Genomic DNA, 26,594 nt, shown 5'->3' with positions numbered 1-26,594 from the left:
CCCGGTTTGCGCCCCGCCGGCTGGCGTGTGGATCATTTTTAGCCTCCGAGCCCGAAGCCTCGACTATGTACCGCGTTCTACTCCCGATCGACGAGAACGAGGCTCGAGCGCGCACGCAGGCAGAATCGATTCTCGATCAGCCGGGATCGAGCGACTTCGCCGTCGATATCTGTCACGTCCACGACGACGTCTCCGCCCCCGACGCCGAGTGGGCCGCGGGCGGCTTCTCTGAAACCTACGCCGAGGAGATGGCCGAACAGGTCGGCGAGGCAGATCGACTTCCCAAGTCGGTCGCGGCCGCAGTCGACGTTCTCGAGGCGAGCGACGTCGAGTGTACGCTCTACGAGGAGAGCGGTGACCCCGCCGAGACGATCCTCGAGCGAGCCGAAGACCTCGGCAGCGACGTGATCGTCCTCGGCGTCGGCAAGCACTCCCCGGTCGGCAAGGTCCTCTTCGGGAGCGTCGTCCAGGCCGTGATCCTCGAGAGCGATCGACCCGTCACGGTCGTTCCAGCCGCTTCCGAGTGAGAAACGAGTGGCGGCTGCCCCCCAACGGCCGCCGACGGAGGGTGTCCACAACACTCAGCGCAAACAGGCGGCGACGACCCCGAGCATCGCTTCGCCTCGGACTTCTTTCGCGAAAAGCGGCACGCGCCTCACGTCGGGGCCGCGAAAGAGATCCTGTGCTTCAGCGAGCGCGTCCTGTTGGACGTCCCAGCGTCGCTGGCAGAACTGACACTCCGCTAAATTCGGCTGCAGGAACTCCCCCTCGACGTCGTCGGTTACGTCTGAGAGTGGCTCCATCACGCGATTGACGACGACCGTTCCGACCGGAATCTCGAACTCCTCGAGTTGTGAGCGCAGGCGCTTGGACTCGAGGACGCTCATCTCCTCGGGGACCATGACGATGCGAAAGTCCGTCCGAGCGGGATCACGAAGGAGCCCTCGAAGGCGTTCGATTCTGTCGCGAAGCTCGTTCAGATCCTCGAGGTCGTCTTCTTCTGGTTGTTCCTGTCCGCCGAACATGCCTTTCATCCCCTCGAGCATCCCGCTTATTCGCTGACGAAATTTGAGGATGCGCCCCATCATCGTATCCATCAACTCGGGTAACTTGAGGAGTCTGAGTGTGTGTCCCGTCGGTGCCGTGTCGACCACGACGCGCTCGAATCGCGGATCGTCGATGTACTCGAGGAGGAGTTGCATCGCGGCAGCTTCGTCGGCACCGGGCATCTCGCCGCCGAAAAGGGCCTCCATCGGGGACTCACCGCCGAGCATTCCGCCCAGACCACCGAGGTCACCCATCGGGCCGCCTGCGGCGCCTTCGCCAAGTCCCGACCCGTCGGACGCGTTGTCAAATCCGCCTTTCCCGTCGGATCCGTCAGCGGCGCTTCCCCCGAGAAATGCGGCCTGTCCGCGTTCCATCGCGGCCTCCGGGTCGATCTCGGCGGCGTAGAGCGGGATGTCCTCTCGGAGTCGGGCCGGCTCGGTTGGAACGTCAGTCTCGAACGTATCGGAGAGCGAGTGCGCTGGATCAGTCGAGACGACGAGCGTGCTCGTTCCGGCGCGGGCGCTATCGAGCGCGGTCGCCGCAGCCATCGTCGTCTTGCCGACGCCGCCCTTGCCGCCGTAGAGGATGTAGTCGGGGCCGTCGATCGACCCGTCGGCAGGCTCCACGTCGATCGTTTCGCGGCCGTCCTCCGAGACGGAGTCGGTCGGCGTCACTTCGATCGTGTGCTCGTCCTCGTCGCCGTCTAACGCGTCCGAATCCGCGTCCTCGACCGGATCGACGTCGATTCCACTCATACGGACCGGTTCTGTGCCATCACACGAGTACCCGTCGGTCTCGAGTGACTACACGACAAACAGTATCGCCGTATACCCGCCGGTACCGAGCGCGAACGCCCAGAATCGACTCGCACTCGTTCGCGGGAGTTCGTCCTTGATCGCGTTGGACACGATCCCGCCGGTCAACAGCGCCAGGAGGACGTCACCGTCTCCTCCGATAGCCTCTCGACGGCGCCGACGAGCGCGCCCACCAGAACGGCTGTCGCGAGTATCCAGCGACCGTATCGCACGTAGGACTCGCGATGGTGGGTCATCATCGCCTCGTCGTTTCCGAACAGGTGCAACGCCATGGCGATTGCGAACAGCACATCGCTCTCCGCCCCGGTTTCGCCGCGAACCAGCACGTAGCCGATGAACGCGTTGTACACCGCGAAACTGCCCACGTGGATCCAGAATACGGGTTCGTCGGTAATCGTTCCTAGATCGCGTTCGAACTCGTGAGAGCGAGAGAGTGCCGCGAGTCGCTCGAGGCCGTAGAAGAGCGCGAGTCCGGCGAACACCGCGGTGTAGCTCGCTTGTGTCGCCGTGGCGAACCCGCCGATGCCCTCGAGTGTTGGACGTCTGCCCTCCAGTTCGGGGAAGAGGTGGACGAAGACGTACGCGAGGGAGACGCCGCCAGCAGCAGAGCGCACCGTGGAGCGATCGATGCCGACTGAAAACGGCACCTGCCGTGGAAGCAGGTGAACGAGTGCGACCACCGAGACGAGCGTCGCCTCGAGAACCGACTCGCCGCTCACCTGTAGAACGGTCACGGTGGCCATTGCGTGCACTCTCTACGAAGTGACGGGACAGCCTTTCGCTGCGAGTGCTGGGACGTCGAACCGGGAACACCACGGGCACGTAGAGAAGTGTCGGCCAGTCTCGCTACTCGAAAAACGCCGCCAGCCGGGACGCTGCTTCTGTTACCTGTGGCGTGACGAGCGCGAACCGGAACCAGTCGCCGCGAGAGTCGCCGAAGGCTTCCCCGGGCATCCCGGCGACGCCGGCTTCGTCGATGAGTCGCTCGACGTTCTCGAGGCTGCCGTCGAATCCCTCGAATCTGGCCATGACGTAGAACGAGCCCTCGGGGGTTGTGTACTCGGCACCCGCCGCGTCCAGCGCGTCGGTAAACGCCGCGATGCGGTCGCGAAGCAACTCGCGGTTCGCTTCGTGATACGCTGGATTGGTCTCCCGAAGCGATCTGAGCGCCGCGTACTGTCCCGGCCGGGTCGTCGCGACGTTGACGAGCATGTGGCGGCTTCGCGCGTTCTCGATCAGATGTTCCGGGAAGACGGCGTAGCCGACGCGCAACCCGGTGCTCGCCATCGACTTCGAGAAGCCGTTCGTGACGATGCAGTGATCCGACTCGTAGCGTAACGCACTCGAGAACGTCCCCGAGAGGTCGAAGTGGTCGTACACCTCGTCGCTGACGAGTATCGCGTCGTTTGCCTCCGCAACGTCGACGAGCGCTTCCATCGTCTCTTCGGGGTAGACCGCTCCGGTCGGGTTGTTCGGCGTGTTGACGACGATCGCGCCGGTCTCCTCGCTCGCCGCCTCGCGGACGACCGCTGGGTCGAGTTGGCCGTCCTCGTCGGTCTCGACGAAGCGCTGGGTTCCGCCGAGCATCGTCGTCTTCCCCGGATAGTAGGGGTAGACCGGATCGGTCAGGATGATCTCGTCACCTCGCCCGCGCTCGAGCGCGCGGGCCATCGCGAGGTAGTTCGCCTCGCCCGTCCCGTTCGTGACGATCACCTGCTCCGCGTCGACGCCGCGTCGCGCGGCGATTTCCTCGCGCAGCTCGCGCAGGCCGTCACTCGGCGGGTACTCGAATCGATCCGGCTCGAGGTCGGCGTACTCGCGAAGGCCGTCGCGAAGCGCTTCGGGGGGCTCCCAGTCGGGATTGCCACTGACCATGTCGATGACGTCGCGATCCGCACGGTCCGCGTACTCCATCACGTGAAAGAACAACGGCGTCTCGTACTCCATGGCAGAGACACGGGAGCCCACACCGACGTGTGTTTCGTTCTGTGCGCCCCCGCCAGTCGGTGTGCGTGTCCTGTCGACGTGTTGCCGAACCCATCCATTGACGGATTCTCGGCTGCTACGTGGACCCGATGAACGACGATATCGACCGTGAGCTACCGATGGCAGTTGCCGATACGCTCCGGGACCGCGAGCAGACGCTCGCCGTCGCCGAATCCTGTACGGGCGGCTTAATCGGGGCCGCGATCACGGCCGTCCCCGGCGCGAGCGATTACTTCGATTCGGGGCTGACGACGTACGCCTACGACGCCAAACGACGCCACCTCGGCGTCTCTCGAGAAGCACTCGACGAACACGGGGCCGTCTCCGAACCCGTCGCGCTCGAGATGGCACGCGGCGTTCGCGACGTCACGGACACGACGTGGGGTGTGGCGACGACGGGTATCGCCGGCCCGACCGGGGGCACCGAGCGAGATCCCGTCGGGACGGTCTACATCGCCGTCTCCTACGCCGGTCCCTGGGGCAGCGAAACCTCGTTCTCGTCGGTCTCTCGCTACGTCTTCGACGGCGACCGAGCGACCGTGCGCGCACGGACGGTCGATCAAGCGTTCGAGGACCTCCTCGCGGCAATCGACGGCCAGCCACTGCGCGAATCGACCGAGTCGTGAGTAGGGACGACTCGAGAGAGATCCCGGTCAGTAACTCCGGCGATAGCGAACGGCTGGAGGCGTACGCTCGCCGCATCGCCAGATCGACCACCACCGGCGGATCGGCTTTCGACTATCGAACCAGAATCGGCTTCTGATCATGTTCGGCTAGTACCCTTATGAACCGACAACACGCTGTCTTTCTCGCCGGTGGACTCGCACTGTTCACCGCGATCGTTCATCTGCTCTTTGGCGTTCTCGATCTCCTCGATTGGGCCGTCAACGGCGGGTCCCTCTCGATTATGCCGTTCGCCTTCGTGGCATTCTCGTTGATCGTCTTCTTGCTGATCTACACCTACTCGAAGGGATTGCTCCGAGAGGCACAGGCGTACGCGAGTGGTGCGTTCATCATGTTCTTGCCCATCGTCGGCTACGCCGACTGGCACGCCGCAGGATACACTGAGTCCGCGTTGAACCTCGACGAGTACGGTCTGGGTCACGAACACGATCACGACCACAACGGGGACGGGCACGATCACAACGGTGACGACGACCACAGCCACGATCACAACGGCGACGACCACGCACACGGCGACGACGATCATAGCCACGACCACAACGGTGACGACGACCATTCACACAATGGAGACGACCACGAACACAACGGTGACGATGATCACGGACACGGCGACGACCACGACCACAGTGGCGACGACGACCACAGCCACGACCACGACCACGACGGCGGCGTGATCGAGGTCACCGTCGACCACCTTCGCGACGACGTAATCGCCCTCACGACCAAGCTCGCGGAGTTCGGTGCCGTCTTGCTCTTCACGGGGCTCGCACTCACCGAACGATAACGTCCAAAAGAAAGCTATTCATCACTCGATCGATCAGTGATGAATAGATGAACAAAAAGGGACACGTTCTCAATGCGGTTCTTCTGAGTCTCGGAATTGGCTACCTACTCGAGCCGGCAGGCGACCTCGAGACGTTTCGGACGATCATCATGATCGGCGTCCCGGTCACGCTCGGTGCCCTCTTTCCCGACGTCGACACGGCGTTTGGCAAACACCGCAAAACGCTGCACAACCTGCCGATCCTCGCGGCGTTTCTCCTCTTTCCGTTTTACTTCGGAAACCTCGAGTACGTCTGGATCGGCATCGCGACCCACTACGTCCTCGACGTTGCGGGGAGCAAACGCGGCATCGCGCTCTTCTACCCCCTCTGGAAGCGGGAGTTCGGACTCCCGATCGGCGTCGCCGTGAGCAGCAACTACGCGACGCTCGCGACGATCGGCGTCACCATTCTCGAGTTGTTCCTCATCGCGCTGGTCATCTATCAGATTCCGCAAGTCGGACTCGAGTTTGGCCAGCAAGCGTTCGGGCTGTAACTCCGTGTGGGACACGCGCTCTCTACAGATGGACCTCACCGCCTGAGTGTCCTGTTGAAAAACGCTATTATTCGAACCCCCACATCGCTAGAACAGCAGATAGGCGGGCGTACTACCCAACCGCTGAGTACCCTCTCACGGAGGGCGATTCTCCCCGATTACTGTCGTTTATTCTGCGCGATCATCGCCAAGGCCTCAATACGCTCCGCTGTTGGCGGATGCGTTTTGAACAACCGGTGGAGTCTCTTTTCGACTTTCCAGTGAAACGGTTCGATCTCCTCTGCAGGGCCGAGCATAATCGGTTCTTCCGGCCTCAAAGGCAAGATAGAGAGTGATGAAATTGCAGAACGGTCCCGCAGGTCCGTATCAGGTACTGTCGTCATTTTTTGGTCTAATCGTTGAAGCGCAGTTGCGACCGCAGCAGGTGATCCTGTCACCTCAGCGGCAGCCCGGTCCGCTACTCGCTCTCTGGTCTGAGAGAACCTCGCTATCGCCGTGTTCCCGATAATCCAGACACTAGTCGAAAGAATACCCAGTGGAACGGTGAATATGAGAGGTACCCCACCGTCCTTACTGAGCTCTAGTACCCGCGATCGAAGTCCATCAGCGACTACGACTGGAACTGAAATGATCGTCATCACGACCGCATCCATGTTTTTCACGTGAGCGAGTTCGTGTGCGATCACCGCCTCTAACTCCTCTCGGTTGTCGAGCGAGTTGAGCGCCCCTTCAGAGATAACGAGATGAATGTGTTGTGGTCGAAAGCCGATGACGAAGGCCTCGGGTACCTCACGGTCAGAGAGATATAGTTCTGGAACGGGAACATCGAGCTGGGCCGCAACCTTTGAAGTCGTCTGGGAGAGGTCCGGCGTATCTCCTCGAGTAACTGGCTCCGCATCTATGAGTTGTTCAACCCTATCGAGGTGCGTATATTCGAGGTAGACTATCGTCGCGAGACACATCGCCGTGATAAGCGTTGCGAGGTGAGTAGCGTAGCCAATTTCGAAGAACGTGAAGATTCCGTAGAACACAAGCCAGAGGCCGATCAGAAAACCTATCGTAACGAGAGTAAGTGCTCCAGCAGCTGCCACCATTTGAACATAAAGGCGTGTGGCCGGCGAAGACATACCAGTGTGTTGTAAACTCAAGGTGACGAGTATATTGAAGTCTTCGCTATTCGTAAACTCCCAACTAGACCCAAAGTATCCAACGTGGACGTTCCTCAGCGATTCGCCGTCCACTCCTCGCAGGCGTCCATGTCGTCCATGGCACCGTCGTGGTACCCACAGTAGGGGACCATTCCGTTCGACGATCGAACGTACTCGAAGTGCGTGCAGTTGCCACAGTAGCGATCCGTCGGCTTCGACGGTTCCGGATCGGGCGAATCGACGATTTCCGCGTCGCGTCCATCCTCCTCGAGCGGTGAGGAGAGATCCGACGCGGCCGTCCCGCCGTCGCTCGTCGGCGTTCCGGGGGTCGCTCTCCGGCCTCGGCTCGACGCGGTGGATCGCTCCCGTGACAGCGACCGAGACGTCGATCCTGCGGATCGAGCAGCGGTACTCGAGTTCTTACCGCTCGAGGAATCGGCGTCGTTCGTCTGCGTTTCGACCTCACCGTCCGGGGTGCCACCGAGGAAGCCGACGCCACCGAGGCTGCCCGACTCCTCCGATTCGGAGACCTCGAGGACGGTCTGGTTGTGCCGGGTGACGTTCATCTCGAGTGCGCCGCCGGGGTCGTTCCGGACCTTGAAGTTGACGACGGCCGTGAACAGGCTCCAGAGTGCGATGAACAGGCCGAGCAAGTACACCGCGGAGACCGGGAGCGTGTGATCGGCACCGTGGGCTCGCCAGTCGTGGGGATACGCGCTCCAGAACAGGATCACGCCCAGCACACACAGGCTCACGCTGATCGCGGCGGCAGCCTGAATGCGCCGATCTGCCGGCAACACGAGGAAGACGCCGACGAGTGCGATTGGCACGCCGAGTCCGGCCAGCACGCCGGCGACGCGAATGGACGCGTAGTGTGCGTCGATACCCTGGGAGAACGAGGCTGCGACACCACTGAAGAGGTCGGTCGTCGCCATGAGGACGGCGACGACCGCCAAAACCGCGCCACACAGAACGAGTGCCGTTCCCGTGTAGAGGCGCTGGGGGCTCGCTATCTCCCCCGTACTCCCGTCGTAGGCCTCCGTCAGGCTTGTCATGCACAGCGCTTGGGCCTCCCACCACAAAACGATACGTCAGACACATTTCTGGAAAGAGAAAGGTTTCCACACTCGCTTCTCACGATAGCTCACGGTAGCTCACGCGGTTCGGAGACGCCCTCGAGAAGCGAAAGCTTGAATCGATGGGCTCGCAAACGCCCTGCTATGAGCGACGAGGACGACGAAGAGCCGGCCGTGACGCTCGGAACGCACACGCCCGTCGAGGGTGCACCCCTCGCCCGCGTGACGTCCCGTCTGACCTGGCCCATCGAAGCGAGCGAGATCGACCGCCTCGAGGGCGAGCGCACGATTCGGACGGGTGACGGTCCGCGAGAGCTCTCGAGTGTCATCGAGGCCGTCGACGAGACGTACTTCGAGCGTCGACAGGAGTTCGAAGCGCACGTCCGGTCCGTTATCGACACCGGGCCCGTCCCCACGGCGGACGAGTAACGAACCGTGGCGACCGAGGGTGCTCGTCACGGTGGTCGCTGGCTTCGCGAGCAGTTCGATCGCCTTTCGTGGGTCCAGAAGTCGCTGTTGGCCGGCGCACTCCTGACGATTCTCTGGATGGAGTTCGTCCCCAGTGAACTCGAGCGACGGGTCTGGGTCGATGCAGCCATCCTGATCGGCGGGCCACTCGCGCTCGGCCTCACCCACGGCAGGCACATCGGCTGGAACATCAATCGAGTCGCGATTCGAAACGCCGTCTTGCTCTCGCTGTTCGTCTTGCCCTTCTACCTCGTCGGCTCGACGCTACCGACGATCAGGGAATTCTACCCGATGTGGCACACCTCGAGCGCGCTGAGCGAGTTTATCCCTCACGCGGTTCAGCTGTTCATCCTCGCGCTGGCGGCCGAAACGTACTATCGGGGCCTGCTCTGCGTCGGCGTCAAAGAGATCGGATTCAAAGCAGTGCTCATCAGCCCCGTCGTCTACATGATCCACCACGCGGGGAAGCCGCCGATCGAGTTCCTCCTGTCGGGCCCGACGGACATCCTCTTTGGAGCCGTCGACTACCAATCGAACTCGATTCTCCCCTCCGTGATCGCCCACGGTGCCGGACTGGTCCTCCTCGATTGGCTCGTCGTCCACGACCCGTTGTTCGATCCGACTGGTGTCTTGGTGTACCTCGAGTGGCTCCCAATTCCACTCTGACGGACGCACCCTCCGACGAGTTACCCTGCCGGCGATCGGAGGTGTCGAACCGATGACGCTGGGGCTTTAGTACGTCCGCGGTGATGAGAGTCGTATGAGCCTTCCAATCGACCCGGCAGCGATCGATCCGGACGACTTCGGCGAGAAACAGGCCGTCCTCGAGATGGACCACGAGGAGGCGATCGAACACGTTCGCGAGGTCTGTGAGAACGTCGGATTCGGCATTCCCGTCGAATTCTCGCCCTCGGAACTGCTCAACGAGAAAGTCGACGCCGACCGCGACCCGTACTACGTCCTCGGTGCCTGCAACCCCGAGATTGCGAATCAAGCACTCGACGAGACGATGAAAATCGGCGGTCTCTTCCCCTGTAACGTGATCGTCTGGGAGGAAGAACCGGGGCGTCAACGCGTCTACCACGTCTCGATCATGAAGATCGCCCAACTGCTCGGCACGGCACCGGAGAACGACGCGTGGGACGACATCCTCGATCAAACGGGGGAACTCACTGAAGAGGCGTTCGAGCGCTTCGACGCGGTCGAAACGACAGTTTCAGACTGAGACGCGCCGCGACCTGTTTTTCCCTTTCGACATTGGCGCACTCCCAGCACTTGCGGTGATTCGGCCACGTATCACAATGGGCTATCGATTCCCCCGAACAAATCAGAAATTTATACTATCTACATTTATGTACTGTTGGGGCCACTGTCCGGTATGGACGTTCGAACTGCGTTCTTCGCCCTCCTCCTCGTCGTTCTCGGGGCAATCGCGACGTTGATGATCGCGCCGCTCCTCCAGTACGTGCTCGCCGCTGCGCTGCTCGCTTTCGTTCTCCATCCGGCCTACGAACGGTTAGCGGAGCGAATCGGGCCACGACCCGCAGCACTCACACTGACGGCCTTCGCGATCGTCGCCGCCGTCGTCCCGCTACTCATTATCTCCATTATCGTCCTCGACACCGTACTCTCGTTTTTGGACGGTTTCGACGAAGAACAGGCGATCGAATCCGTCTTCGCCTTCCTCGTCGACGACCTCGGCGTCGAAGACGGTCAACTCGAGGCGATCGAAACCGCCGTCTTGACCGAAGTCGAAGCGTCGCTCTCCCAGGCCGTCGAGTTCGTCCTGCTCGAGGTCATCGGCTTGCTGAACGCGAGCATCGAAATGGGACTCGGACTGATCGTCTTCGTCTTTCTCCTGTACTATCTGCTCGTCGACGGCGACAGACTCGTCGCGTGGCTCTCCGACGTCGCCCCGATCGATCCGTCCGTACGCGAAGAACTGTTCGACGAGGTTAGCACCGTGACGTGGGCCGTCATTTACAGCCACGTGCTGGTCGCACTCGTCGAGGGTGTCCTCGGTGGACTTGGGCTCTACTTACTCGGCGTGCCGAACGTCGCCTTCTGGACCGTGATCATGATCGTGGTCGCCTTCCTCCCCGCCGTCGGCGTCTGGCTCGTCTGGGCACCCGCCGTCGGCTACCTCGCGATGACGAGCGGACCACTTCCAGCCGTGTTGCTCTTGCTCTACGGAATCACCGTCCTCTCGCTGGTCGACAACTATCTGCGTGCGATTTTCGTCGACCGCGGGTCGGGCCTCCACCCGGCGGTCGTCATCGTCGGTGTCATCGGGGGGATCTACCTCCTCGGTATCATGGGGCTGTTCCTCGGTCCCGTCTTGCTCGCGGTCTTCAAAGCCGGGTTGAACGTCTTCAATCGAATGTCCCTCGAGGGCGAGGCCCGAGCCTCATCGACCGATAGCGAACCGAGCGCCCCACCGAAACCGCCAGCGGGTGTCGAACGAGGCGTCGCCGATTCGGACGGCGCTGACTGAACACTCCAATTTCTTCCGTGATTTTCGGCCTCTCGAGACGTCGGCGTTCAAAAATTGTCGTCACGTTCAGCGTCGGCCGTTTCGAACGACTCGCCGCCCTCACCTTCCTCGAGTTCCTCGAGGTGACGCTCGGCGTCGAAGCGAATGTAGCCGGAGGCGACGGCGATAACGGCGACGACGAACAGCGGGACACCCACGAGCAACACGAGCATCGAAACGAGGGAGAGTGCTTCGGAGCTGAGAACTGCGAGCGCCATAGCCGACTGGAGGGACTCGATCGGTTTGAACGCTCGGGTTCTCGCCGGTAGCCACGCCTGCTGGAGCCGTCACTCACCGCTCGAGAAGGCGCTGAGGTTCGCCTGGAGACCGGCAGCGAGCTCCGATTTTCGTCTGAGTCTGGCGTGAGAGACGGGAAGCTGGGTCGAAATTTCCCCGATTGCGTCGTGGAAGGTTTCGGCTTCGCCGTAGGCTCCGTCGAACGCGTTGCGCACGCTTTCTCGAACCTGCCAGACGCCGACGGGGGCCCAGTAGTCGTCGGAGACCTCCCGGAGGACCAGGCACTTGGCCTGTCGACCGATCGACTCGAGGTGCTCCAAGACGGCGAGGCGTGCGGCGTAGTACGCGCCGGCAGTTTCCTCGACGTAACTCGTCCGCCCGTCGTAACCCTCGCTCGCGCTCTGAAGCCAGATGTCGTCGTTCGGATTGGGGTTCCAGATGCTGCCCGGCGCTTTCATCTCGACGAGTTCGAACTCCCAGTTACCGGGGGCCATGACGATCCAGTACCGATTACCCATGTACTCGTTCGCCCAGACCTGCACCTCGTCGATGCTCGGTTCGCTCTTGATCCGCCCGCGAAGGTACTGGCCGACGGTGTCGTCGACGGCCGTAATCGACCACCGCGTCGGCACGAGACGGCGCTGTTTCGCCTCGCCGAGGGCACCCGCCGAGAGGATCGAGTTGATGTCGTAGACGTCGAAGCCGCGACGATAGAGGTAGGTCATCGCCCCCTGTGCCTGCCAGTCGTCGTCCTCTAAGGTCTTCTTGACCTGTTTTGGGACGTAGGGGTTCTCGCGCAACTCCGCGTTCTGTGCGGTAGCGCGCGGCCCACGCGGCGTGGCGACGTCCGTTCCGGCGTCGAGGCCGAGGTCGGGCGTGCCGTCGAGTCCGATCTCGAGGTCGACGGGGCGCCCGGCGATGGCGACCTCGCGTTGAACGCCGACGAAGCCGTCCCACGTGTCGTGAACCGAGGGTGCGAGTCGGCTCGCGATACTCGGCGAGTCGACGTTCGCGCGCTTGTTCGAGTTCAACAGGTTGGTCCGGCGCTGGAGAACGTCCGTGATTCCATAGCCCTCCTGGTACCAGTTACCGTCGGTGACGTACTCTTCGGCAGCGTCCTCGTCGCCGACGGGGGAGAGTAAGCCGACGGGAATATCGGGATAATTCGACCGACCGACGAAGATGGACGGTGCCGTCGAACCGACGAGAGAGTCGCCGCTCAGCGACTGATCGAAGCGCTGCTCGAACTCCTCGAGGTGGTCCGTAATCGCGTAGGACTTCTCTTTCGCGAGTCGGCGTCGCTTGGCTTCTTCGTCGGGCTCTAAGTCCTCGATGTAGTCGTCGAGGCGCATTCACTTTCGGTAGGTGCCCAACCGCTTTGAATGTTGCATGTTGCCGGCAGAATGTCAGAGGCAGAGGTCCGGTTTGGCGTTCACCAACCGAACCTCACTCACTCGTTTCGACCCGTGTGTAAAGTAACTTGAAGCGCGTTCTCTGAACGAGAAAACACTACCGGGACCCCTCGGAAGGCTGGCAGACGCACGACGTGTGTCTGGCTATCACACACTGGCGTCCGACCACGCGGCGGTCTCGAGGTGATCACGGGACTCCTCAAAAGAAACCGTTAAAACCGGTGGGCGGAAAGGAAGGGGTATGAGTACGACGGACGAAACGCGAGCACGATCCTGCGTCTCCTGTGGGATCAACATCTCGGGCACGAACGCTGCTGCCTTCAAGTGTCCGGACTGTGGGGTACAGATTTTCCGCTGTGCAAAATGCCGAAAGCAGAGCAACCTCTATGAGTGTCCCGACTGCGGATTTACCGGACCATAAGGTGTTCCAATGGGGAAAGTAGCTGCCAAAATCAAGGTCATGCCGGACAGCCCAGAAATCGACCTGGACGCCCTCCAGGAGCGCCTCGAGAGCGCCCTCCCTGAGGGTGCGAAAATCAACGGTGTCGAGCGCGAAGACGTCGCGTTCGGCCTGATTGCACTCTACCCAACCGTCATCGTTCCCGACGGCTCGGGTGGAACGGAAACCGTCGAAGAGAACTTTGCAGACGTCGACGGCGTCGAAAGTGTCGACGTCGCCAACGTCGGTCGCATCTAACGCGAACGACGGCTGATTCTCCTCCCGTTCATTCCCCGGTGAGCCACTGCGCTCGCTGTTGATCACGAGCGGAACACTCCGCCTCGCCAACCTGAGTGACAGCCCTCTCACGTCCGATGTCACTCGTTCTCATCTCGCAAATCTTACCATCTCCCTCGAGAAACGGCACACGCGTGAACGTTCTGTCGGACCCGAGAAAACGACGGTGGCTGGCCTGGGGAGCGCTCGTAGTAGTCTTCTTACTTGTCAACTTACACCGGTTGTCGACGGCCGTCCTCTCAGAGGAGTTGACCAGCGGTTTCGAGACGACGGCCGCCCAACTGGGTACGTTACACGCCTCGTTTTTCCTCATTTACGCCGCGATACAGATTCCGACCGGGATACTCGCCGATCGAGTCGGACCCCGTTACGTCGGTTCCATCGGGGGGCTCACACTCAGTATCGGTGCGGTCGGCTTCGCCCTCAGTGACGGGTACCTGGGCGCGTTCGCCGCCCGCGGGCTCATCGGCCTGGGGAGTGGCGTCATCTTCGTCTCGATACTCCGATTCTGTGCGAACTGGTATCGTGCCGACGAGTTCGCCACGATGACCGGGCTCACGGGAAGCGTCGCCGGACTCGGGGCGATTCTCTCGACGACGCCCCTCGCCGTCTCCGTGGATATTTTCGGCTGGCGCGAAACTATCTTCGGCCTCGCACTCGTCGGATTTATCGCCGCAACGTCGGTCTACGTCCTGGTTCGTCAATCGCCGAGTGACGCCGGACTCGAGCCGATCTCGGGCGTCCCGGAGCAGCCGACGGTGACGTTCGATCAGACGAAAGGCCACCTGCGGACGCTTGCCGGTGACGTAGACCAGTGGCTCTTGTCCACCATCTTCTTCGCCGGAAACGGGGCGGTGCTGACGTTGGTCGGACTGTGGGGCATTCCGTATCTCGTCGTCGTGTACGAACTCGACGTGACGACGGCGTCGTACTTCACGCTCCTCGGTTCGGTCGGGTTGCTCGTCGGCCCGCCGGCAATCGGCTGGATCTCGGATGCTCGCGGGCAACGACTCTTGCCGATGACCGTCGGAACCGGGTTACTGACGGTCGCGTTCAGCACGATCCCGATTTTTGGAGCACCCCCGATCGCCGTCATCGCATTCTCGTATCTCACCTGTGGATTCCTCTTCGGGGCTGCCATGCTCTCGCTGTCGGTCATCAAGGATCGGTACCCGTCCGGTGCCAGCGGCGTTGCGACGGCCACGGTCAACACCGCGGGGTTCGTCGGCGCGACGGTCCTCCCGGCCATCATGGGCGTCGCACTCGATGCGTACCAGATGGACGAAACCGTCGAGGGAACTGTTGCGTACTCCGAATTCGGGTATCGAATGGCGTTCGGTATCCTCACCTGTGCCGTCGCAGTGGCGTTTCTGTGTTCGCTCTGGTTGCTCGTGCGCGACCGTCGAAACGGCTACGGCGCGAGGTGAGAGATTCGGGGGAGCAACGTTTTTGAGACCGGTTCCGGCTCGAGACGCTGTCCTCGATTTCGAAACGGCAGTTTCAACGCCGAGATTGACGCAAAATCAAGGCTGTTTCTCGGGGTCGGCACCGAGACCGGCGGCGGAGATGATCTCCGCGCCTTTCGAGGAGAGATCGACGGTGACGTCACCGGGAACGGCCTTGCTGATCTCGTCGACGTTCCCCGCGAGCACCGTCAGAATGTCGTCCGGATTCGCGTAGAGGAGCATGTTTCCGTCCTGACCTTCGGCGACGAGTTGCGTGTCGTTCAACACGATTTGATCGTTCTGAATCGTCGCCGCGATGACGGGTAACGCCTCGGGCTTGCCCTGCTCGTCGTCTCTGACCTTTCGGATGTGGACGGCCTCGAGGTCGAGGGCGTCCTTGTGCTCTTGAATCACTTCGGCGCAGCCGACCATGTCCTGGAGAAGTGCCGCTTTCTGCTGGCCGCCGTGGCCGTCGTCGCCGTCGAGACAGTGCTGACAGACGCGAAGTTCGAGTCGCATTGTCCGTCGATTGGTACTCGAGACCGATGAGAATTCCGTTTCGAACACCCGGGAAGATGACGCCGATTCCAGCCGTCTTAGCGGTCGTCACCGGTGTTACTGTCGACGATCTCGCGTATCTGTTCGGAGCCGTGATCGACGTACCCGCCGTGAAAGCACACGACGTGATCGATCTCGAGCGCTGCGAGCTGTGACACGGACTCGAGCGCTCGGTCCATATCGGGCGTGAACTCGGGCTTCGGACCGGAGAGTGGGTCGTCGCCGTCCCCAACGAGCGCATCGCCGGCGACGAGGAGGTTCCCCTCCGGCAGGTGAATCGAGAGGTGGCCCGGCGTGTGGCCGGGTGTTGGGACACACTCCATCGGGCCCGCGAGCGTCGGGATCCGCACGCCGTCCGTCAACTCGAGGTCGACGGATACCGGAGGATACCGATCGCCGTCGCTCTTGATCGGCATCCGGTCGCCGCGGACGTACGGCGCTTCCTCGCGGTGGGTCGCGACGACCGCGTCGACGCGCTCGAGGAGTTGTGCGAGTCCACCGGCGTGATCGCCGTCGTGGTGCGTGAGGAGGACGAGCCAGATGTCCGTGAGGTCGTAACCGAGCGAGGTGAGGTGGGTCTTGAGTCCCTCGAGCCCACCACTCGGCCCGACGTCGATCAGGACCAGGCCGCGCTCGGTTTCGACGACCGTGGGCGTGATCGTGATAGTTCGACCACCGTACTCGACCGTAAGCGGCAGCGTGTGAACGCCAGCGTCGCGATCTTCGTTCGTTCCCATGCCATCCACGTTCACCGCGAGAACGAAAGGATTGTTCGTTTGGTCGAGTTCGAACCACAGCTCACCTGCTAGTCCGTCTCTGTCAGTAACGCGGATTAGTGAAAGGATATATATTCATGTAACAAATACGTTCATATAATGGAAAACGATACTGGTTCTGGCACACTCGGGGTCGAGACCGATCCGTTCGCTGACGCTGGAACGCGGTCCCTATCGCCTCGCGTAAAGCCACTCGCAGACGCCTACGACGAACGAATCGGTGACCGAGATCGTTCGCTCTGGCGGTGGTTCACCCGGTCGACGGCCGAATTTCAACTCTCGTGTGTCGATCCAGAACAGGCACAGGTTGCTCGAGACGCGAAAGTGCTCGCGACGATGTTCATCACGGTTATCGACGACGTTGCCGAGTGTCACGGCGACCGAGAGACGGTCGCAGAACTCCTGAAAGTGCCGTTCGAGCACCAACGGGCGGATCCCACACGGGCCGGCGTTGCAGGCGAGTACGTCGAATACCAACGAGAGTTGTGGTCAGCATTGCTGGACGCCTACTCCGACGGGCCGCGCGCGGAGGAGTTCGTCGAACTGCTCTTGTTCGATATTCGACAGGCGTTTCAGGCGGTCGAGTACTCCGCGTTGATGGCGCAGTATCCAACACTCGCTACGGAACGCGAACTCTGGACGTACGACGCCCACAACATGATGGTCTGTTGTTTCGCGGACATCGACCTCGCGAACGCCCCGTCGTTCGATATCGACGAACTCTCGCTCGTGAGACGCGTCGTGTTTCGCACGCAGCGACTGGCGCGCATCGGCAACTGGATCGCGACGTGGGAGCGCGAACTCGCCGAGGGAGACTGTAGCTCCGCGGTCGTCGTCCGCGCCCTCGAGACGGGCGTCATCGACGCCTCACAGCTGCGAGCGATTCAGGAACGCTCGAGCGAGGTATCCGTCGATTCAGTCGTTGCGGCCATTCGTGAGTCCTCCGTCGAGGAACACTTCGTCGATCGCTGGGACGACGAGTACGCCGCAGCAGCCACGTTCGCTCCAGCCGCCGACAGCGTCGACCTTCGGACGTACCTCGAGGGATTCGAGACGATCTTCCGCGCCCAACTCGCAAACCGACCGTCGTCGTAGCAATTGCGAACCGGGTTGGGGCTGTCGCCGTCGGTTCGAGATTCACTCGCCGTGAGCGATCCGCGTGAATGTGGTGTCCAGATTCTGGGCGAAAGACGTGCGTTTTATAACCGTCACCGATCAAGAGCGTCGTACGACTATGCCGAACTCTAATGGCCCTCGTCAGGGAACTCGGAGAAAACTCGCAAACGATCCTCGAGACCGCGGAACGTCCCCGCCACAGCGAGCGATTCAGGAGTACGAAGAAGGCGAAAAAGTGCATCTGAAGATCGACCCGAGCGTGGCAGACGGTCGGTTCCACCCTCGCTTCGACGGACAGACCGGCGAAGTCATCGGGAAGCAAGGCGCTGCGTTCAAGGTTCAGATCGACGATCGCGGCAAAGAGAAGACGCTGATCGTCACCGCAGCCCACATGCGCGCTCAGAACCAAGAGAAGAACCGGATCTGAGCCAGGAATGACGATCTTCAAAGAGATCGTCGACGAGGAGTTCCTGACCGTCTCGGAAACGAAGGAACTGCTCGCCGACATCGAAGCCGAACGCGCACTCGACGAGGACCGCGAGCTTCGCTACGAACTCGCGCGAGCGATCGAACACGTCAATCGCTTCACCGTCTTGGATCCCGAAGACGCACAGGCACTCGTTGACGACCTCGAGGACCTCGAGAAGGTCGACGAGGCGACGGCGTACAAGATCGCGAACCTCCTCCCACGAAACCGAGACGAACTCCGCTCGGTGTACGCACAGCAACGCTACTCGCTGTCGGGAGACGAACTCGACGAGATTCTCAACGTCGTCGCGCAGTACGAATAGCGTCGACACTGTTCCGGAACTGTTCTTCGGTCCGTAACTCGGTGATCGAACCGGCGGAGTGACGACCTCGAGCGGCCGGCTACGTTTCCCGGTCGGAATACTCCTCGAAGACAGCGTCGGCGAGCGTATTCCGGTGGACGTCGTTCGGTCCGCCGGCGATCGTGAGCAACTGTGCGTCTCGAAGGTAGCGTTCGACGTGGTGTTCGGTCGTGTAGCCGCGGCCGCCGAGGAATCTGATCGCGTCGTTCGCGTTTTCGATCGCCGCCTCGCTCGCGTTGAGCTTCGCCATCGCGAACTCCTTCGTCACGTCTTCGCCAGCGTCGGCTTTCGTAGCGGCCCGGTACGTGTGGAATCGTGCCGTTTCGACCCGCTCGGCCATCTCTCCAACTGCCCAGCGGACACCCTGGAAGTCCCCGACCGGCTGTTGATACTGCTCTCGTTCTTGGAGATAGGCGACCGTATCCTCGAGTGCGGCACGGGCGATGCCCACGCCTCGAGCCGGCAGGTTCACGCCGTTGTGGAGCGTTCCGCGCTGGACGTAGGCTTCGCCGACGGCCCCGACTCGAGCGGCGTCGTCCACTCGGACGTTGTCGAGGCGGACGCGCGGCGATTTGACGCTCCACGCGCCGAGGGTTCCCCAGTTCTCTTCGACCTCGAATTCCTCCGCGGGGACGAGAAACGCCGAGATATTGTGCGGTGCCTCCTCGTCGGGACCCGTCTTCGCGTACGTGAGCACGCAGTCAGCATCGAAGTAATTGGTGACCCACTGTTTGTGTCCCTCGAGGACCCACTCGTCGCCCTCGCGGGTCGCCGTCGTCTCCATCTCGAGTTTGTTCGCCCCGGCCCCGGCCTCGCTGAGGCCGAGCGCACCGACGGTGTCGAACGTCGCCATCTCGGGGAGGTAGGTCTCGCGCTGGTCGTCCGTTCCGAACTGTTCGATCACGCCCGCGACGCCGAGGTGGAGCGCGAGTGAACTCGAGACGGACATGAGCGCCGTCGAGAGCTCCTCGATGAGCACGACCAACTCGAGGTGGCCCTCGCCCATTCCGCCGTAGGCCTCGGGAATCGTCAGCCCGGTGAGGCGGCGGTCTCCGAGTTCTGCGAGGATGTCCGCCGGATACGTCTCCGTCTGGTCCAGTTCGATGGCATTCGGTCGAATTTCCTCCGCGACGAACGTCCGGACGTCGTCGCGAAAGGCCGATTGATCTTCGGTCAGGTCGAGCATAATCGAGTCTCTCTCGGCCGAGGCGATAAACACTGTTACTATATCACACGGTGAAGGGGGAGAGCACCGACCACCCGAAACTGACGGCTACCGGCCGCTCGGTACTCTGGGAGTCGACGGGGCGAGTAGGCCACTGGTGAGCCTTCCGTTCGTGACGCAGGGCCGACTCTTTAAGTGTGCCCTCGCCGTAGCAACCCGCAATGAGCGAAGCCGACAACGATGGGACGGACACTCGCCGCGCAGTCGTGTTGGACTATCTCGCACACGGGCTCTCCGGCGATGGTCGTCCCCAGTACGAGAAGTCCCCGGCAGGCTACGCCCTCGGGGTCGACGACTTTCAGCTCTATCAGGTCGCCTTCGACGAGGACGAACGTCTGACCATCGGTAGCGAGGTCGTCGTCGAGCCGGCTGACGAACGCGACATCGTCACCCAGTCCCACCGAGTCGAATACACAGACCTCTCCTCGGGTGCCCAGTCGGAACTCGAGTACGTGGTTGCCGACCTCGTCGAGGAGAACGAACAGCGGTTCGTCGACTTCTACAACGACGCCCAGCCGATTACGCTGCGACTCCACCAGTTGAATCTCCTGCCGGGAATCGGGAAGAAACTGCGTAACGGCATTCTCGACGAACGCAAGCGCAAGCCATTCGAGAGCTTCGAGGAACTCTCCGAACGCGTCTCCGGACTCCACGATCCAGACGAAATCCTCGTCGAACGGATTATCGAGGAACTGCGCGACGACGACCTGAAGTATCAGACGTTCGTCGGCCACGGCGAATAAGAACAAAATCAGTAGTCGCGTCCTCGAATCTTCTCCGAGACGGTGCGTTTACACCTGCCCCCACCAAAACGCCGGCAATGAGAGATCCAGACGGGCTGATCGCGCGGGCAGGCGTCCGCGGCGACCCCAACCGCGACCAGCACTTTCTCGTCGACGATCGCGTCCTCGACAGACTGCCGACGTACCTCACGGAACTCGAGGCCGACACCTCCCACCTCCTCGAGATCGGTGGCGGAACGGGTGCGCTGACGGATCGATTGCTTGCAATGGGGGACGCGGACGAGGAAGTCACCGTCGTCGAACGAGACCCCGACCTCGCCGACTTTCTGCGTGAGGAGTTCGCCGACGAAATCGCTGCCGAACGGTTGACCGTAATCGAGGGTGACGCACTCGAGGTCGATTTGCCGGAGTTTACGGCCTCCGTCTCCAATCTTCCCTACGGCGTCTCGAGCGAGATTACCTTCCGACTCCTCCCCGAACAGCGGCCGCTCGTCTTGATGTTCCAACAGGAGTTCGCCGAGCGGATGGTCGCCGAACCCGGCACCTCCGAGTACGGTCGCCTCTCCGTCTCGACCCAACACTACGCCGAACCCGAACTCGTCGAGTCGATTCCGAAAGAGGCGTTTTCGCCTCCACCGGCGGTCCAGAGCGCCGTCGTGAGCCTCGAGCCTCGAGAACCCGACTACGAGGTCGACGATGAGGCGTTCTTCCTCCGATTCGTGAAGGCGTTGTTCACCCAGCGACGGAAGACGATCCGAAACGCGATTCGGAACACGGCACACATCTCGGGACTCGAGCAACCGGACGCGGTCGTCGAGGCGGCCGACGAAGAAATTCTTCGAAAGCGTGCGGACGCGATGGCACCGGCGGAGTTCGCCGCGCTGGCGACGCTCGCACAGTCCGTCGGTGAGCCAGGGCCTGGCCAGTAAGTGCGGTCAGTCGACGGATCGCTCGAGAGCGCCGGGAGCGAATTGTTCGCAGGGTCGCGAACGACCGACGGATACTCGTAGTTGCAGCGTCCACTCGCTCAAGAGACGCACCTTCACTATGTTCCCACTGACCGTCCTCGAGCGGCTGTCTGAAGCCACTGGGTTCAACGCTCGGATTGGCATGACGATCGCAGCCATCGGGTTCCTCGTGGCGATCCTCCTCTCGTATCGAAAGATAAAGGGATGGTTCAGTAACCGGACGAAACCGCTGTACGGGGATATCCTCGCGACGACGGTTCTCATCGGCTCGTGTTTCCTCACTCTCGCGATTATCCTGGGTGTGTGGGACCTTACCGACGACGTGCAGACGCTCTACACCGAAGATCTCGGACTCAGTGACGATGTCGTCTTGCAAGCGTCGGTCACGTTCGTTATCGCCGTCGGGACCCTCATCTTCACGCGATTCGTCAAGCGACTCATCGACGAAGTGTTCGGATCGGCATCGGCCGTCACGGACCACCAGCGAGAGATCACACAGCGAATTTCGCAGGTCGTCGTCTGGGCGATGGCGATCGTCGTTATCCTCGGCGTCTGGACCGACGACCTCGCCAGTTTGCTCGCTGGTGCTGGCTTCCTCGGAATCGTCGTCGGCATCGCTGCCCAGCAGACGCTGGGGACGGTCCTCGCTGGGTTCGTCTTGATGTTCGATCGGCCATTCGAGATCGGCGACTGGGTCGAAATAGAGGACGAAGAGGGAATCGTTACCGACATTTCGATCGTCAACACCCGAATCCAGTCGTTCGACGGGGAGTACATCATGATCCCGAACGACGTCGTCTCCTCCGAGATGGTGACGAACCGGTCGAAACGGGGTCGCCTCCGCGTCGAAGTCGACGTCGGTGTGGACTACGAGGCAGACCTCGAGCGAGCGTCGACGCTGGCAAAGGATGCGGTCGAGGACCTCGAGAAGTCGCTCAACGCTCCGTCGCCCCAGGTCGTCACCAAATCCTTCGACGACTCGGCGGTCACGCTCGGCGTCCGATTCTGGATCGACAACCCGAGTTCGCGACGGTTCGTTCAGGCGCGGACGACTGCCATCCACGAGATCAAACGGGCGTTCGACGACGAGGGGATCAAGATTCCGTACCCACAACAGGAGCTCTCCGGTCGGGCCGAAACGGGTGGCTTTCAGGTGACAGGCGAAGGGACTCGAGCGACGGATTCGTCGCCGGATGCAACGGAATCGGCGTCGCCAGCAGACGGATCGGCGTTGGACGCCGGAGGGGAGACGAACGCGGGGTCAGAATCCGCGGACGAAACGAACGAAACGGGCGAAACGGACGACACGGGCGGAACGGACGACACGGGCGGAACGGACGACTCGAACGAACAACCCCACCAGACGACGCACAACCCGCCATCGGAGGACGACTGATGGGGCTCGAAGACAGACGCGACCTCGAGACCGACGTGTACCAGCCAGCAGAGGACTCTCACTTGCTCGCGAGTGCCGTCCTCGAGCACCTGTCAGTCGACGAAACCGATCTCGTTCTCGAGGTCGGCACGGGGTCGGGGTACGTCGCGGGTCGAATCGACGCCGAGACGGACGCGCGCGTCGTCGCCGCGGATCTGAATCCACACGCCGTTCGACAGGCTCGAACGGACGGACTCGAGGCGGTCCGAGCGGACCTCGTGTCGCCGTTCGCGGACGAGGCGTTCGACGCGGTCGTCTTCAACCCGCCGTACCTGCCGACGGACCCGGACAACGAGTGGGACGACTGGATGGAGCGCGCGCTCTCGGGCGGCGAGGACGGCCGCGCCGTCATCGATCCGTTTCTCGAGGGCGTCGGGCGCGTGCTCGCGACCGGCGGCGTGGTCTACTTGCTTGTCAGTAGTCTGACGGGCGTCGACGAGGTTGCAGCGCAAGCCGGCGAGGCTGGATTCAGCGCCGTTAGTGTTGCGGACGAGTCGTTTCCCTTCGAGACGTTGACGATCCTTGCGCTCTATCGCTAAAAGTGGTCGTGGCCCAAGACTTTTCAGATGTCTAATCGAACGATTGGTAATGAATCCAACACGCCGAACCCTCCTCGCGAGCGCGGCGGTCGGCAGCGCCGGCCTCGCCGGGTGTACAACGTTCCAGTCCGCTTCGCCGGACGAGCCACCGGACTCTGGTGTCGACGAACTGCCGGACCCGGACGATCACATCTTCGGCGCGGACGGGAGCTGGTCGAGTTTCGGGTGCAACGCGTCGAACACCCGGGCCGTCGCCGACGGGGAAGCTCCGGTCGACGGCGTCTCCGAACGCTGGCGCGTCGAGGTCGGCGAACTTTCCAGGGGAACCCCGGTGGTCGCCGACGGCCGAGTGTACCACCCCGATCACGGCGAGTTGCAGGTATTAGACGCCGACGACGGGTCAGAACTGTGGACGCTCGAGGACGCACGACGGGCACCGATCTGCCGGGACGACGTCGTCTACGCCACAGTCGACAGCACGATTTACGCGCTCGAGCCCGATACCGGTGACGCGCTGTGGGAACACGAGTTCGACGCGTCGGGAACGGCGATGGTACTCGCACACACCAGAACGGGCGTGGTCTGTGGGGTCCGCGAGGAAGTCGTTTGTCTCGAACCCGACGACGGGTCAGTGGAGTGGCGACGGGACGTGTTCGGAAACGTGCTCGAACACGGGGCGACGTTCGGACCGTCGGGACTCGTCGTCGCGACGGCGGCCGGTATGGTGTACGTCTTCGACGAGGTGATCGGCGAAGGGTGGTGGCGCTGGCAGCTCCCGACGGAACTGACGTGCCCGCCGACTGCCGGTCGCGACGCGATCTACGTCGCCTGTCGCGACGGAACGACGTACGCCCTGACTATACAGGAGCGGGATCCGGTCTGGTCGGCGGAGACCGGCGTAGTCAATCACGGAATCGGGTACGTCGACGACCTCGTTCTCGCTACCGACGGACAGGACTTGCACGCGGTAGATGCGGAAACCGGGACGCACCACTGGGACCACGAGATCGGCGACTGGAACCACACTGCGCCCGCGTACGGTCGAGAAACGGTTTTCGTCGGCGGCGACCGGCTCTGGGCGTTCGATCCCACGCCGGGGGACAGCCCAGAGGGTGGCCCAGCCGTTCGGTTCGATCGAGAGTTTGCGGGTCGCGTCGGCGCTGGGCCGATACTCGACGACGGCAGCATCTACGTCGTTGCAGAAGTCGAGGACGACGTGCACGCGCTGCTCGCACTCGAGTAACGAGTTCGTTTTGGAGAGAGTGCGTACGTGCCGTAAATTCTCCCATATACGTGGGTGTGAGTGGCTCACAAACAGGAATGGGTGATCGGCAGAAGGCTGTGGAAATTACTGGTGTGTATTAGTATGGATGGAAAATATTAAGCGTCGGTATAGCCTAGCTGCGAGTACGATGACTGAGTACGTTTCGACCACGCCGGGGCTCTTTCCGCTCCCCGACTGGGCGAAAGACGACCTCTCGGATCTGAAGGGACACCAGAAACACGACCTCATCAGCGGTGAGGAAGGTGGGGAGATTGCGACGGCCTACCAGGACGCCCGCGAAGAGGTGCTCGAGGGCCAACAGGAGGCCGGACTCGACCGAATCGTGGAGGGCCAACTTCGCTGGGACGACATGCTCGCACACCCTCTCGCCGTCCACGACGCTGTCGAGACGGAGGGCATCGTCCGCTACTACGACAACAACAACTTCTATCGCGACCCCGTCGTGAGCGGCGACCTCGACTTCTCCGGCGACGTCGCGGACGAACTCGAGGCAGCGAGCGAACTCGTCGACGGCGACGACCTGCAGGCCGTCCTCCCCGGCCCGTACTCGCTCGCCGACCTCGCTACCGACGACCACTACGGCGACGACGCCGAGTTCCTCGGTGCGGTCGCTGACTTCCTTGCGGGCGAAGTCGACGCCTTCCCGGACCACGAGACGCTGTTCTTGCTCGAGCCGTCGCTCGTCGAGTCCGCGCCGGAAGACGGTCAGGACGAACGCGCAAGCGAAGCGATCGATCAGGTCGCGAGCGCCACGGACGCTGACGTCGTCGTCCAGCCCTACTGGGGCGCACTCGAGGAGAAAGTCTACGCCCACCTGCTCGACGCCGATATCGACGCGGTCGGCTTCGACTTCGTCGCGAATCAGGACGACAACATCTACAACATTCAGGAGTACGGCGCGACGGACGACGTCTCCCTCGGCCTCGCAGACGGGCAGAGTACGCTCGTCGAGGACGCGGAAGCGATTCGCGAGCGCGTCCAGTGGGTCGAAGACCAACTGCAGGTCACCGACTTCGAGACGGTTTACCTGACCACGAATACGGAGACGTTCTACCTGCCGTACGCCAAGTACGAGGAGAAACTCGCCGTCCTTGCAGAAGCCGCGGACCTCGCGGAGGTGAAAGCACTATGAGCAACGAGAACAAGAACCAGTTCCGACCCGACGATCACGACAACGACCACTTCCTGCTGACGACCGTCGTCGGCAGCTATCCGAAGCCGAAGTGGCTCAACCGCGCGAAAGAACTCTACGAGGACCCGGATCACGGCTTCGACGACGGCGACTACGACGAGGCCAAAGACGACGCCGCCCGCCTCATCACGCAAGAACACGAGCGTGCAGGCCTCGACGTCGTCGTCGACGGCGAGATGCGCCGCAACGAGATGGTCGAGTTCTTCGCCCACCGCATCGAGGGCTACGAGTTCAACGGCCCGGTCAAAGTCTGGGGACACAACTACTTCGACAAGCCCTCCGTCGTCAGCGAAGTCGAGTACGACGAAAACTGGCTCGTCGACGAGTACAAGTTCACCGCGAGCGCGACCGATCGCCCCGTCAAGGTCCCGATCACCGGCCCGTACACGCTCGCGAGCTGGTCGTTCAACGAGGCCTACGAGGACGACGCCGAACTCGCGTACGCGCTCGCGGACCTCGTCAACGAAGAGATCGAGAAACTCGTCGACGCCGGCGCGCGCTACATCCAGATCGACGAGCCGGCGCTCGCGACCACGCCGGACGACCACGCCATCGTCGGCGAGGCGCTCGAGCACATCGTCGAGGACATCCCCGAGGACGTCCGAATCGGCCTGCACGTCTGTTACGGCGACTACTCGCGAATCTACCCCGAGATCCTCGAGTTCCCGGTCGACGAGTTCGACCTCGAACTCGCCAACGGCGACTACGACCAACTCGACGTCTTCAAAGACCCCGAGTTCACGAAGGACCTCGCGCTGGGCGTCACCGACGTCCACGTCGGCGAAGCCGAATCCGTCGAGCAGATCGAACAGAACATCCTGAAGGGTCTCGAGATCGTTCCGCCGGAACAACTCGTCCTCTCGCCTGACTGTGGCGTGAAACTGCTTCCGCGTGAAGTCGCCTACGGGAAGATGGCGAACATGGTCGAAGCCGCCCGAAACGTCGAGGAGAAACTCGACGCCGGAGAGATCGACGTCGAGCGCGGCGCGCCCGCGCCTGCCGACGACTGACGACTGACGACGC

Annotated in this window: 31 protein-coding genes; 21 read left to right on the top strand and 10 right to left on the bottom strand. The window is 62.2% G+C overall.

Annotation, left to right across the window (positions count from 1 at the left end; all coding sequences use genetic code 11):
• Window positions 1–65 precede the first annotated feature (65 nt).
• A complete protein-coding gene (locus BB347_RS08505; protein ID WP_076580530.1) occupies window positions 66–527 on the top strand; it encodes a universal stress protein in 462 nt (153 codons plus the stop codon).
• 54 nt (window positions 528–581) lie between these two features.
• Here BB347_RS08505 and BB347_RS08500 read toward each other — a convergent pair whose 3' ends face one another.
• The 3 genes from BB347_RS08500 to BB347_RS08490 form a co-directional block, all read right to left on the bottom strand.
• Window positions 582–1,802 (bottom strand): ArsA family ATPase, encoded by a 1,221-nt coding sequence (locus BB347_RS08500; protein ID WP_076580529.1) that lies wholly within the window; start codon window positions 1,800–1,802, stop codon window positions 582–584.
• 164 nt (window positions 1,803–1,966) lie between these two features.
• Window positions 1,967–2,605 carry a hypothetical protein gene (locus BB347_RS08495; protein ID WP_338141499.1) on the bottom strand — a complete coding sequence of 213 codons (639 nt, stop codon included), beginning with the start codon at window positions 2,603–2,605 and terminating at the stop codon, window positions 1,967–1,969.
• Between the two features lie 103 nt (window positions 2,606–2,708).
• Window positions 2,709–3,809, bottom strand: a complete 1,101-nt coding sequence (locus BB347_RS08490; protein ID WP_076580528.1) for a pyridoxal phosphate-dependent aminotransferase — start codon at window positions 3,807–3,809, stop codon at window positions 2,709–2,711.
• A 128-nt stretch (window positions 3,810–3,937) separates the two neighbouring features.
• Here BB347_RS08490 and BB347_RS08485 point away from each other — a divergent pair, with 128 nt between their 5' ends.
• From BB347_RS08485 to BB347_RS08470, 3 genes are all read left to right on the top strand, one after another.
• The gene (locus BB347_RS08485; protein WP_076580526.1) at window positions 3,938–4,474 is read left to right on the top strand and encodes a CinA family protein; all 537 of its coding nucleotides are present in this window, start codon (window positions 3,938–3,940) and stop codon (window positions 4,472–4,474) included.
• A 158-nt stretch (window positions 4,475–4,632) separates the two neighbouring features.
• Complete coding sequence (locus BB347_RS08480) at window positions 4,633–5,316, top strand: hypothetical protein (RefSeq protein ID WP_083687730.1); 684 nt, start codon at window positions 4,633–4,635, stop codon at window positions 5,314–5,316.
• A gap of 47 nt (window positions 5,317–5,363) precedes the next feature.
• The gene (locus BB347_RS08470; RefSeq protein ID WP_076580524.1) at window positions 5,364–5,849 is read left to right on the top strand and encodes a metal-dependent hydrolase; all 486 of its coding nucleotides are present in this window, start codon (window positions 5,364–5,366) and stop codon (window positions 5,847–5,849) included.
• Window positions 5,850–6,007: 158 nt separating this feature from the next.
• Here the strand turns inward: BB347_RS08470 and BB347_RS08465 are convergent, their stop codons facing one another.
• Entirely contained in the window at window positions 6,008–6,943 is a 936-nt protein-coding gene (locus tag BB347_RS08465) for a M48 family metallopeptidase (RefSeq protein ID WP_076581676.1), read from the bottom strand.
• A gap of 128 nt (window positions 6,944–7,071) precedes the next feature.
• A complete protein-coding gene (locus BB347_RS08460) occupies window positions 7,072–8,052 on the bottom strand; it encodes a DUF7139 domain-containing protein (protein WP_076580522.1) in 981 nt (326 codons plus the stop codon).
• 165 nt (window positions 8,053–8,217) lie between these two features.
• On the opposite strand from BB347_RS08460, the gene BB347_RS08455 reads away from it, so the two are divergent.
• The 4 genes from BB347_RS08455 (at window position 8,218) to BB347_RS08440 (ending at window position 11,035) form a co-directional block, all read left to right on the top strand.
• The gene (locus tag BB347_RS08455; RefSeq protein WP_076580520.1) at window positions 8,218–8,502 is read left to right on the top strand and encodes a DUF5789 family protein; all 285 of its coding nucleotides are present in this window, start codon (window positions 8,218–8,220) and stop codon (window positions 8,500–8,502) included.
• Window positions 8,503–8,508: 6 nt separating this feature from the next.
• The gene (locus BB347_RS08450) at window positions 8,509–9,207 is read left to right on the top strand and encodes a CPBP family glutamic-type intramembrane protease (RefSeq protein ID WP_076580518.1); all 699 of its coding nucleotides are present in this window, start codon (window positions 8,509–8,511) and stop codon (window positions 9,205–9,207) included.
• Between the two features lie 94 nt (window positions 9,208–9,301).
• A complete protein-coding gene (locus BB347_RS08445) occupies window positions 9,302–9,766 on the top strand; it encodes a DUF302 domain-containing protein (RefSeq protein ID WP_076580516.1) in 465 nt (154 codons plus the stop codon).
• A gap of 153 nt (window positions 9,767–9,919) precedes the next feature.
• Window positions 9,920–11,035, top strand: coding sequence for an AI-2E family transporter (locus BB347_RS08440; protein WP_076580514.1), 1,116 nt, complete (start codon window positions 9,920–9,922; stop codon window positions 11,033–11,035).
• Between the two features lie 47 nt (window positions 11,036–11,082).
• Here BB347_RS08440 and BB347_RS08435 read toward each other — a convergent pair whose 3' ends face one another.
• A complete protein-coding gene (locus tag BB347_RS08435; protein ID WP_076580512.1) occupies window positions 11,083–11,292 on the bottom strand; it encodes a hypothetical protein in 210 nt (69 codons plus the stop codon).
• Between the two features lie 69 nt (window positions 11,293–11,361).
• Entirely contained in the window at window positions 11,362–12,663 is a 1,302-nt protein-coding gene (nreA, locus tag BB347_RS08430; RefSeq protein WP_076580510.1) for a DNA repair protein NreA, read from the bottom strand.
• A 301-nt stretch (window positions 12,664–12,964) separates the two neighbouring features.
• Between nreA and BB347_RS08425 the strand changes: the two genes are divergently transcribed.
• From BB347_RS08425 to BB347_RS08415, 3 genes are all read left to right on the top strand, one after another.
• Entirely contained in the window at window positions 12,965–13,144 is a 180-nt protein-coding gene (locus BB347_RS08425) for an HVO_2753 family zinc finger protein (RefSeq protein ID WP_076580508.1), read from the top strand.
• A 9-nt stretch (window positions 13,145–13,153) separates the two neighbouring features.
• A complete protein-coding gene (locus BB347_RS08420) occupies window positions 13,154–13,420 on the top strand; it encodes an elongation factor 1-beta (protein WP_076580506.1) in 267 nt (88 codons plus the stop codon).
• 173 nt (window positions 13,421–13,593) lie between these two features.
• Window positions 13,594–14,886, top strand: coding sequence for an MFS transporter (locus tag BB347_RS08415; RefSeq protein WP_076580504.1), 1,293 nt, complete (start codon window positions 13,594–13,596; stop codon window positions 14,884–14,886).
• A 96-nt stretch (window positions 14,887–14,982) separates the two neighbouring features.
• On the opposite strand, the gene BB347_RS08410 is transcribed toward BB347_RS08415, so the two are convergent.
• Window positions 14,983–15,423: a hypothetical protein gene (locus BB347_RS08410; RefSeq protein WP_076580502.1), complete on the bottom strand. Its 441-nt coding sequence runs from the start codon at window positions 15,421–15,423 to the stop codon at window positions 14,983–14,985.
• 77 nt (window positions 15,424–15,500) lie between these two features.
• On the bottom strand, window positions 15,501–16,199 hold the full coding sequence (locus BB347_RS08405; protein ID WP_076580500.1) for an MBL fold metallo-hydrolase: 699 nt from the start codon (window positions 16,197–16,199) through the stop codon (window positions 15,501–15,503).
• Between the two features lie 138 nt (window positions 16,200–16,337).
• Here BB347_RS08405 and BB347_RS08400 point away from each other — a divergent pair, with 138 nt between their 5' ends.
• The 3 genes from BB347_RS08400 (at window position 16,338) to BB347_RS08390 (ending at window position 18,145) form a co-directional block, all read left to right on the top strand.
• Entirely contained in the window at window positions 16,338–17,333 is a 996-nt protein-coding gene (locus BB347_RS08400) for a hypothetical protein (RefSeq protein ID WP_076580498.1), read from the top strand.
• A 139-nt stretch (window positions 17,334–17,472) separates the two neighbouring features.
• Complete coding sequence (locus tag BB347_RS08395) at window positions 17,473–17,781, top strand: 50S ribosomal protein L21e (protein WP_076580496.1); 309 nt, start codon at window positions 17,473–17,475, stop codon at window positions 17,779–17,781.
• Between the two features lie 7 nt (window positions 17,782–17,788).
• Complete coding sequence (locus BB347_RS08390; RefSeq protein ID WP_076580494.1) at window positions 17,789–18,145, top strand: RNA polymerase Rpb4 family protein; 357 nt, start codon at window positions 17,789–17,791, stop codon at window positions 18,143–18,145.
• Between the two features lie 79 nt (window positions 18,146–18,224).
• On the opposite strand, the gene BB347_RS08385 is transcribed toward BB347_RS08390, so the two are convergent.
• Window positions 18,225–19,370: an acyl-CoA dehydrogenase family protein gene (locus BB347_RS08385; RefSeq protein WP_076580492.1), complete on the bottom strand. Its 1,146-nt coding sequence runs from the start codon at window positions 19,368–19,370 to the stop codon at window positions 18,225–18,227.
• Between the two features lie 200 nt (window positions 19,371–19,570).
• On the opposite strand from BB347_RS08385, the gene BB347_RS08380 reads away from it, so the two are divergent.
• The 7 genes from BB347_RS08380 (at window position 19,571) to BB347_RS08350 (ending at window position 26,581) form a co-directional block, all read left to right on the top strand.
• The gene (locus BB347_RS08380; protein WP_076580490.1) at window positions 19,571–20,152 is read left to right on the top strand and encodes a DUF655 domain-containing protein; all 582 of its coding nucleotides are present in this window, start codon (window positions 19,571–19,573) and stop codon (window positions 20,150–20,152) included.
• 77 nt (window positions 20,153–20,229) lie between these two features.
• On the top strand, window positions 20,230–21,081 hold the full coding sequence (locus tag BB347_RS08375) for a 16S ribosomal RNA methyltransferase A (protein ID WP_076580488.1): 852 nt from the start codon (window positions 20,230–20,232) through the stop codon (window positions 21,079–21,081).
• A 118-nt stretch (window positions 21,082–21,199) separates the two neighbouring features.
• Window positions 21,200–22,516, top strand: a complete 1,317-nt coding sequence (locus BB347_RS08370; RefSeq protein ID WP_083687729.1) for a mechanosensitive ion channel domain-containing protein — start codon at window positions 21,200–21,202, stop codon at window positions 22,514–22,516.
• The gene (locus tag BB347_RS08365) at window positions 22,516–23,094 is read left to right on the top strand and encodes a HemK2/MTQ2 family protein methyltransferase (protein WP_076580486.1); all 579 of its coding nucleotides are present in this window, start codon (window positions 22,516–22,518) and stop codon (window positions 23,092–23,094) included. The genes BB347_RS08370 and BB347_RS08365 overlap by 1 nt, the downstream gene beginning before the upstream one ends.
• Window positions 23,095–23,143: 49 nt before the next feature.
• On the top strand, window positions 23,144–24,337 hold the full coding sequence (locus BB347_RS08360) for an outer membrane protein assembly factor BamB family protein (protein ID WP_076580484.1): 1,194 nt from the start codon (window positions 23,144–23,146) through the stop codon (window positions 24,335–24,337).
• A 169-nt stretch (window positions 24,338–24,506) separates the two neighbouring features.
• Window positions 24,507–25,511 (top strand): 5-methyltetrahydropteroyltriglutamate--homocysteine methyltransferase, encoded by a 1,005-nt coding sequence (locus BB347_RS08355; protein WP_076580482.1) that lies wholly within the window; start codon window positions 24,507–24,509, stop codon window positions 25,509–25,511.
• A complete protein-coding gene (locus BB347_RS08350) occupies window positions 25,508–26,581 on the top strand; it encodes a methionine synthase (protein WP_076580480.1) in 1,074 nt (357 codons plus the stop codon). Before BB347_RS08355 ends, BB347_RS08350 begins: the two co-directional genes overlap by 4 nt.
• Window positions 26,582–26,594 lie beyond the last annotated feature (13 nt).

This window comes from Natronorubrum daqingense (assembly GCF_001971705.1).
Classification (GTDB): Archaea; Halobacteriota; Halobacteria; order Halobacteriales; family Natrialbaceae; genus Natronorubrum; species Natronorubrum daqingense.
The sequence above is the reverse complement of the archived record's forward strand: the minus strand, read 5'-3'. Positions and strand labels throughout refer to the sequence as shown.

Bases quoted from the DNA above. Each gene is read 5' to 3' on its own strand.
- BB347_RS08505 (WP_076580530.1), top strand. From the start codon at position 66: ATGTACCGCGTTCTACTCCCGATCGACGAGAACGAGGCTCGAGCGCGC.
- BB347_RS08500 (WP_076580529.1), bottom strand. From the start codon at position 1,802: ATGAGTGGAATCGACGTCGATCCGGTCGAGGACGCGGATTCGGACGCG.
- BB347_RS08495 (WP_338141499.1), bottom strand. From the start codon at position 2,605: ATGGCCACCGTGACCGTTCTACAGGTGAGCGGCGAGTCGGTTCTCGAG.
- BB347_RS08490 (WP_076580528.1), bottom strand. From the start codon at position 3,809: ATGGAGTACGAGACGCCGTTGTTCTTTCACGTGATGGAGTACGCGGAC.
- BB347_RS08485 (WP_076580526.1), top strand. From the start codon at position 3,938: ATGAACGACGATATCGACCGTGAGCTACCGATGGCAGTTGCCGATACG.
- BB347_RS08480 (WP_083687730.1), top strand. From the start codon at position 4,633: ATGAACCGACAACACGCTGTCTTTCTCGCCGGTGGACTCGCACTGTTC.
- BB347_RS08470 (WP_076580524.1), top strand. From the start codon at position 5,364: ATGAACAAAAAGGGACACGTTCTCAATGCGGTTCTTCTGAGTCTCGGA.
- BB347_RS08465 (WP_076581676.1), bottom strand. From the start codon at position 6,943: ATGGTGGCAGCTGCTGGAGCACTTACTCTCGTTACGATAGGTTTTCTG.
- BB347_RS08460 (WP_076580522.1), bottom strand. From the start codon at position 8,052: ATGACAAGCCTGACGGAGGCCTACGACGGGAGTACGGGGGAGATAGCG.
- BB347_RS08455 (WP_076580520.1), top strand. From the start codon at position 8,218: ATGAGCGACGAGGACGACGAAGAGCCGGCCGTGACGCTCGGAACGCAC.
- BB347_RS08445 (WP_076580516.1), top strand. From the start codon at position 9,302: ATGAGCCTTCCAATCGACCCGGCAGCGATCGATCCGGACGACTTCGGC.
- BB347_RS08440 (WP_076580514.1), top strand. From the start codon at position 9,920: ATGGACGTTCGAACTGCGTTCTTCGCCCTCCTCCTCGTCGTTCTCGGG.
- BB347_RS08435 (WP_076580512.1), bottom strand. From the start codon at position 11,292: ATGGCGCTCGCAGTTCTCAGCTCCGAAGCACTCTCCCTCGTTTCGATG.
- nreA (WP_076580510.1), bottom strand. From the start codon at position 12,663: ATGCGCCTCGACGACTACATCGAGGACTTAGAGCCCGACGAAGAAGCC.
- BB347_RS08425 (WP_076580508.1), top strand. From the start codon at position 12,965: ATGAGTACGACGGACGAAACGCGAGCACGATCCTGCGTCTCCTGTGGG.
- BB347_RS08420 (WP_076580506.1), top strand. From the start codon at position 13,154: ATGGGGAAAGTAGCTGCCAAAATCAAGGTCATGCCGGACAGCCCAGAA.
- BB347_RS08410 (WP_076580502.1), bottom strand. From the start codon at position 15,423: ATGCGACTCGAACTTCGCGTCTGTCAGCACTGTCTCGACGGCGACGAC.
- BB347_RS08405 (WP_076580500.1), bottom strand. From the start codon at position 16,199: ATGGGAACGAACGAAGATCGCGACGCTGGCGTTCACACGCTGCCGCTT.
- BB347_RS08400 (WP_076580498.1), top strand. From the start codon at position 16,338: ATGGAAAACGATACTGGTTCTGGCACACTCGGGGTCGAGACCGATCCG.
- BB347_RS08395 (WP_076580496.1), top strand. From the start codon at position 17,473: ATGCCGAACTCTAATGGCCCTCGTCAGGGAACTCGGAGAAAACTCGCA.
- BB347_RS08390 (WP_076580494.1), top strand. From the start codon at position 17,789: ATGACGATCTTCAAAGAGATCGTCGACGAGGAGTTCCTGACCGTCTCG.
- BB347_RS08385 (WP_076580492.1), bottom strand. From the start codon at position 19,370: ATGCTCGACCTGACCGAAGATCAATCGGCCTTTCGCGACGACGTCCGG.
- BB347_RS08380 (WP_076580490.1), top strand. From the start codon at position 19,571: ATGAGCGAAGCCGACAACGATGGGACGGACACTCGCCGCGCAGTCGTG.
- BB347_RS08375 (WP_076580488.1), top strand. From the start codon at position 20,230: ATGAGAGATCCAGACGGGCTGATCGCGCGGGCAGGCGTCCGCGGCGAC.
- BB347_RS08370 (WP_083687729.1), top strand. From the start codon at position 21,200: ATGTTCCCACTGACCGTCCTCGAGCGGCTGTCTGAAGCCACTGGGTTC.
- BB347_RS08365 (WP_076580486.1), top strand. From the start codon at position 22,516: ATGGGGCTCGAAGACAGACGCGACCTCGAGACCGACGTGTACCAGCCA.
- BB347_RS08360 (WP_076580484.1), top strand. From the start codon at position 23,144: ATGAATCCAACACGCCGAACCCTCCTCGCGAGCGCGGCGGTCGGCAGC.
- BB347_RS08355 (WP_076580482.1), top strand. From the start codon at position 24,507: ATGACTGAGTACGTTTCGACCACGCCGGGGCTCTTTCCGCTCCCCGAC.
- BB347_RS08350 (WP_076580480.1), top strand. From the start codon at position 25,508: ATGAGCAACGAGAACAAGAACCAGTTCCGACCCGACGATCACGACAAC.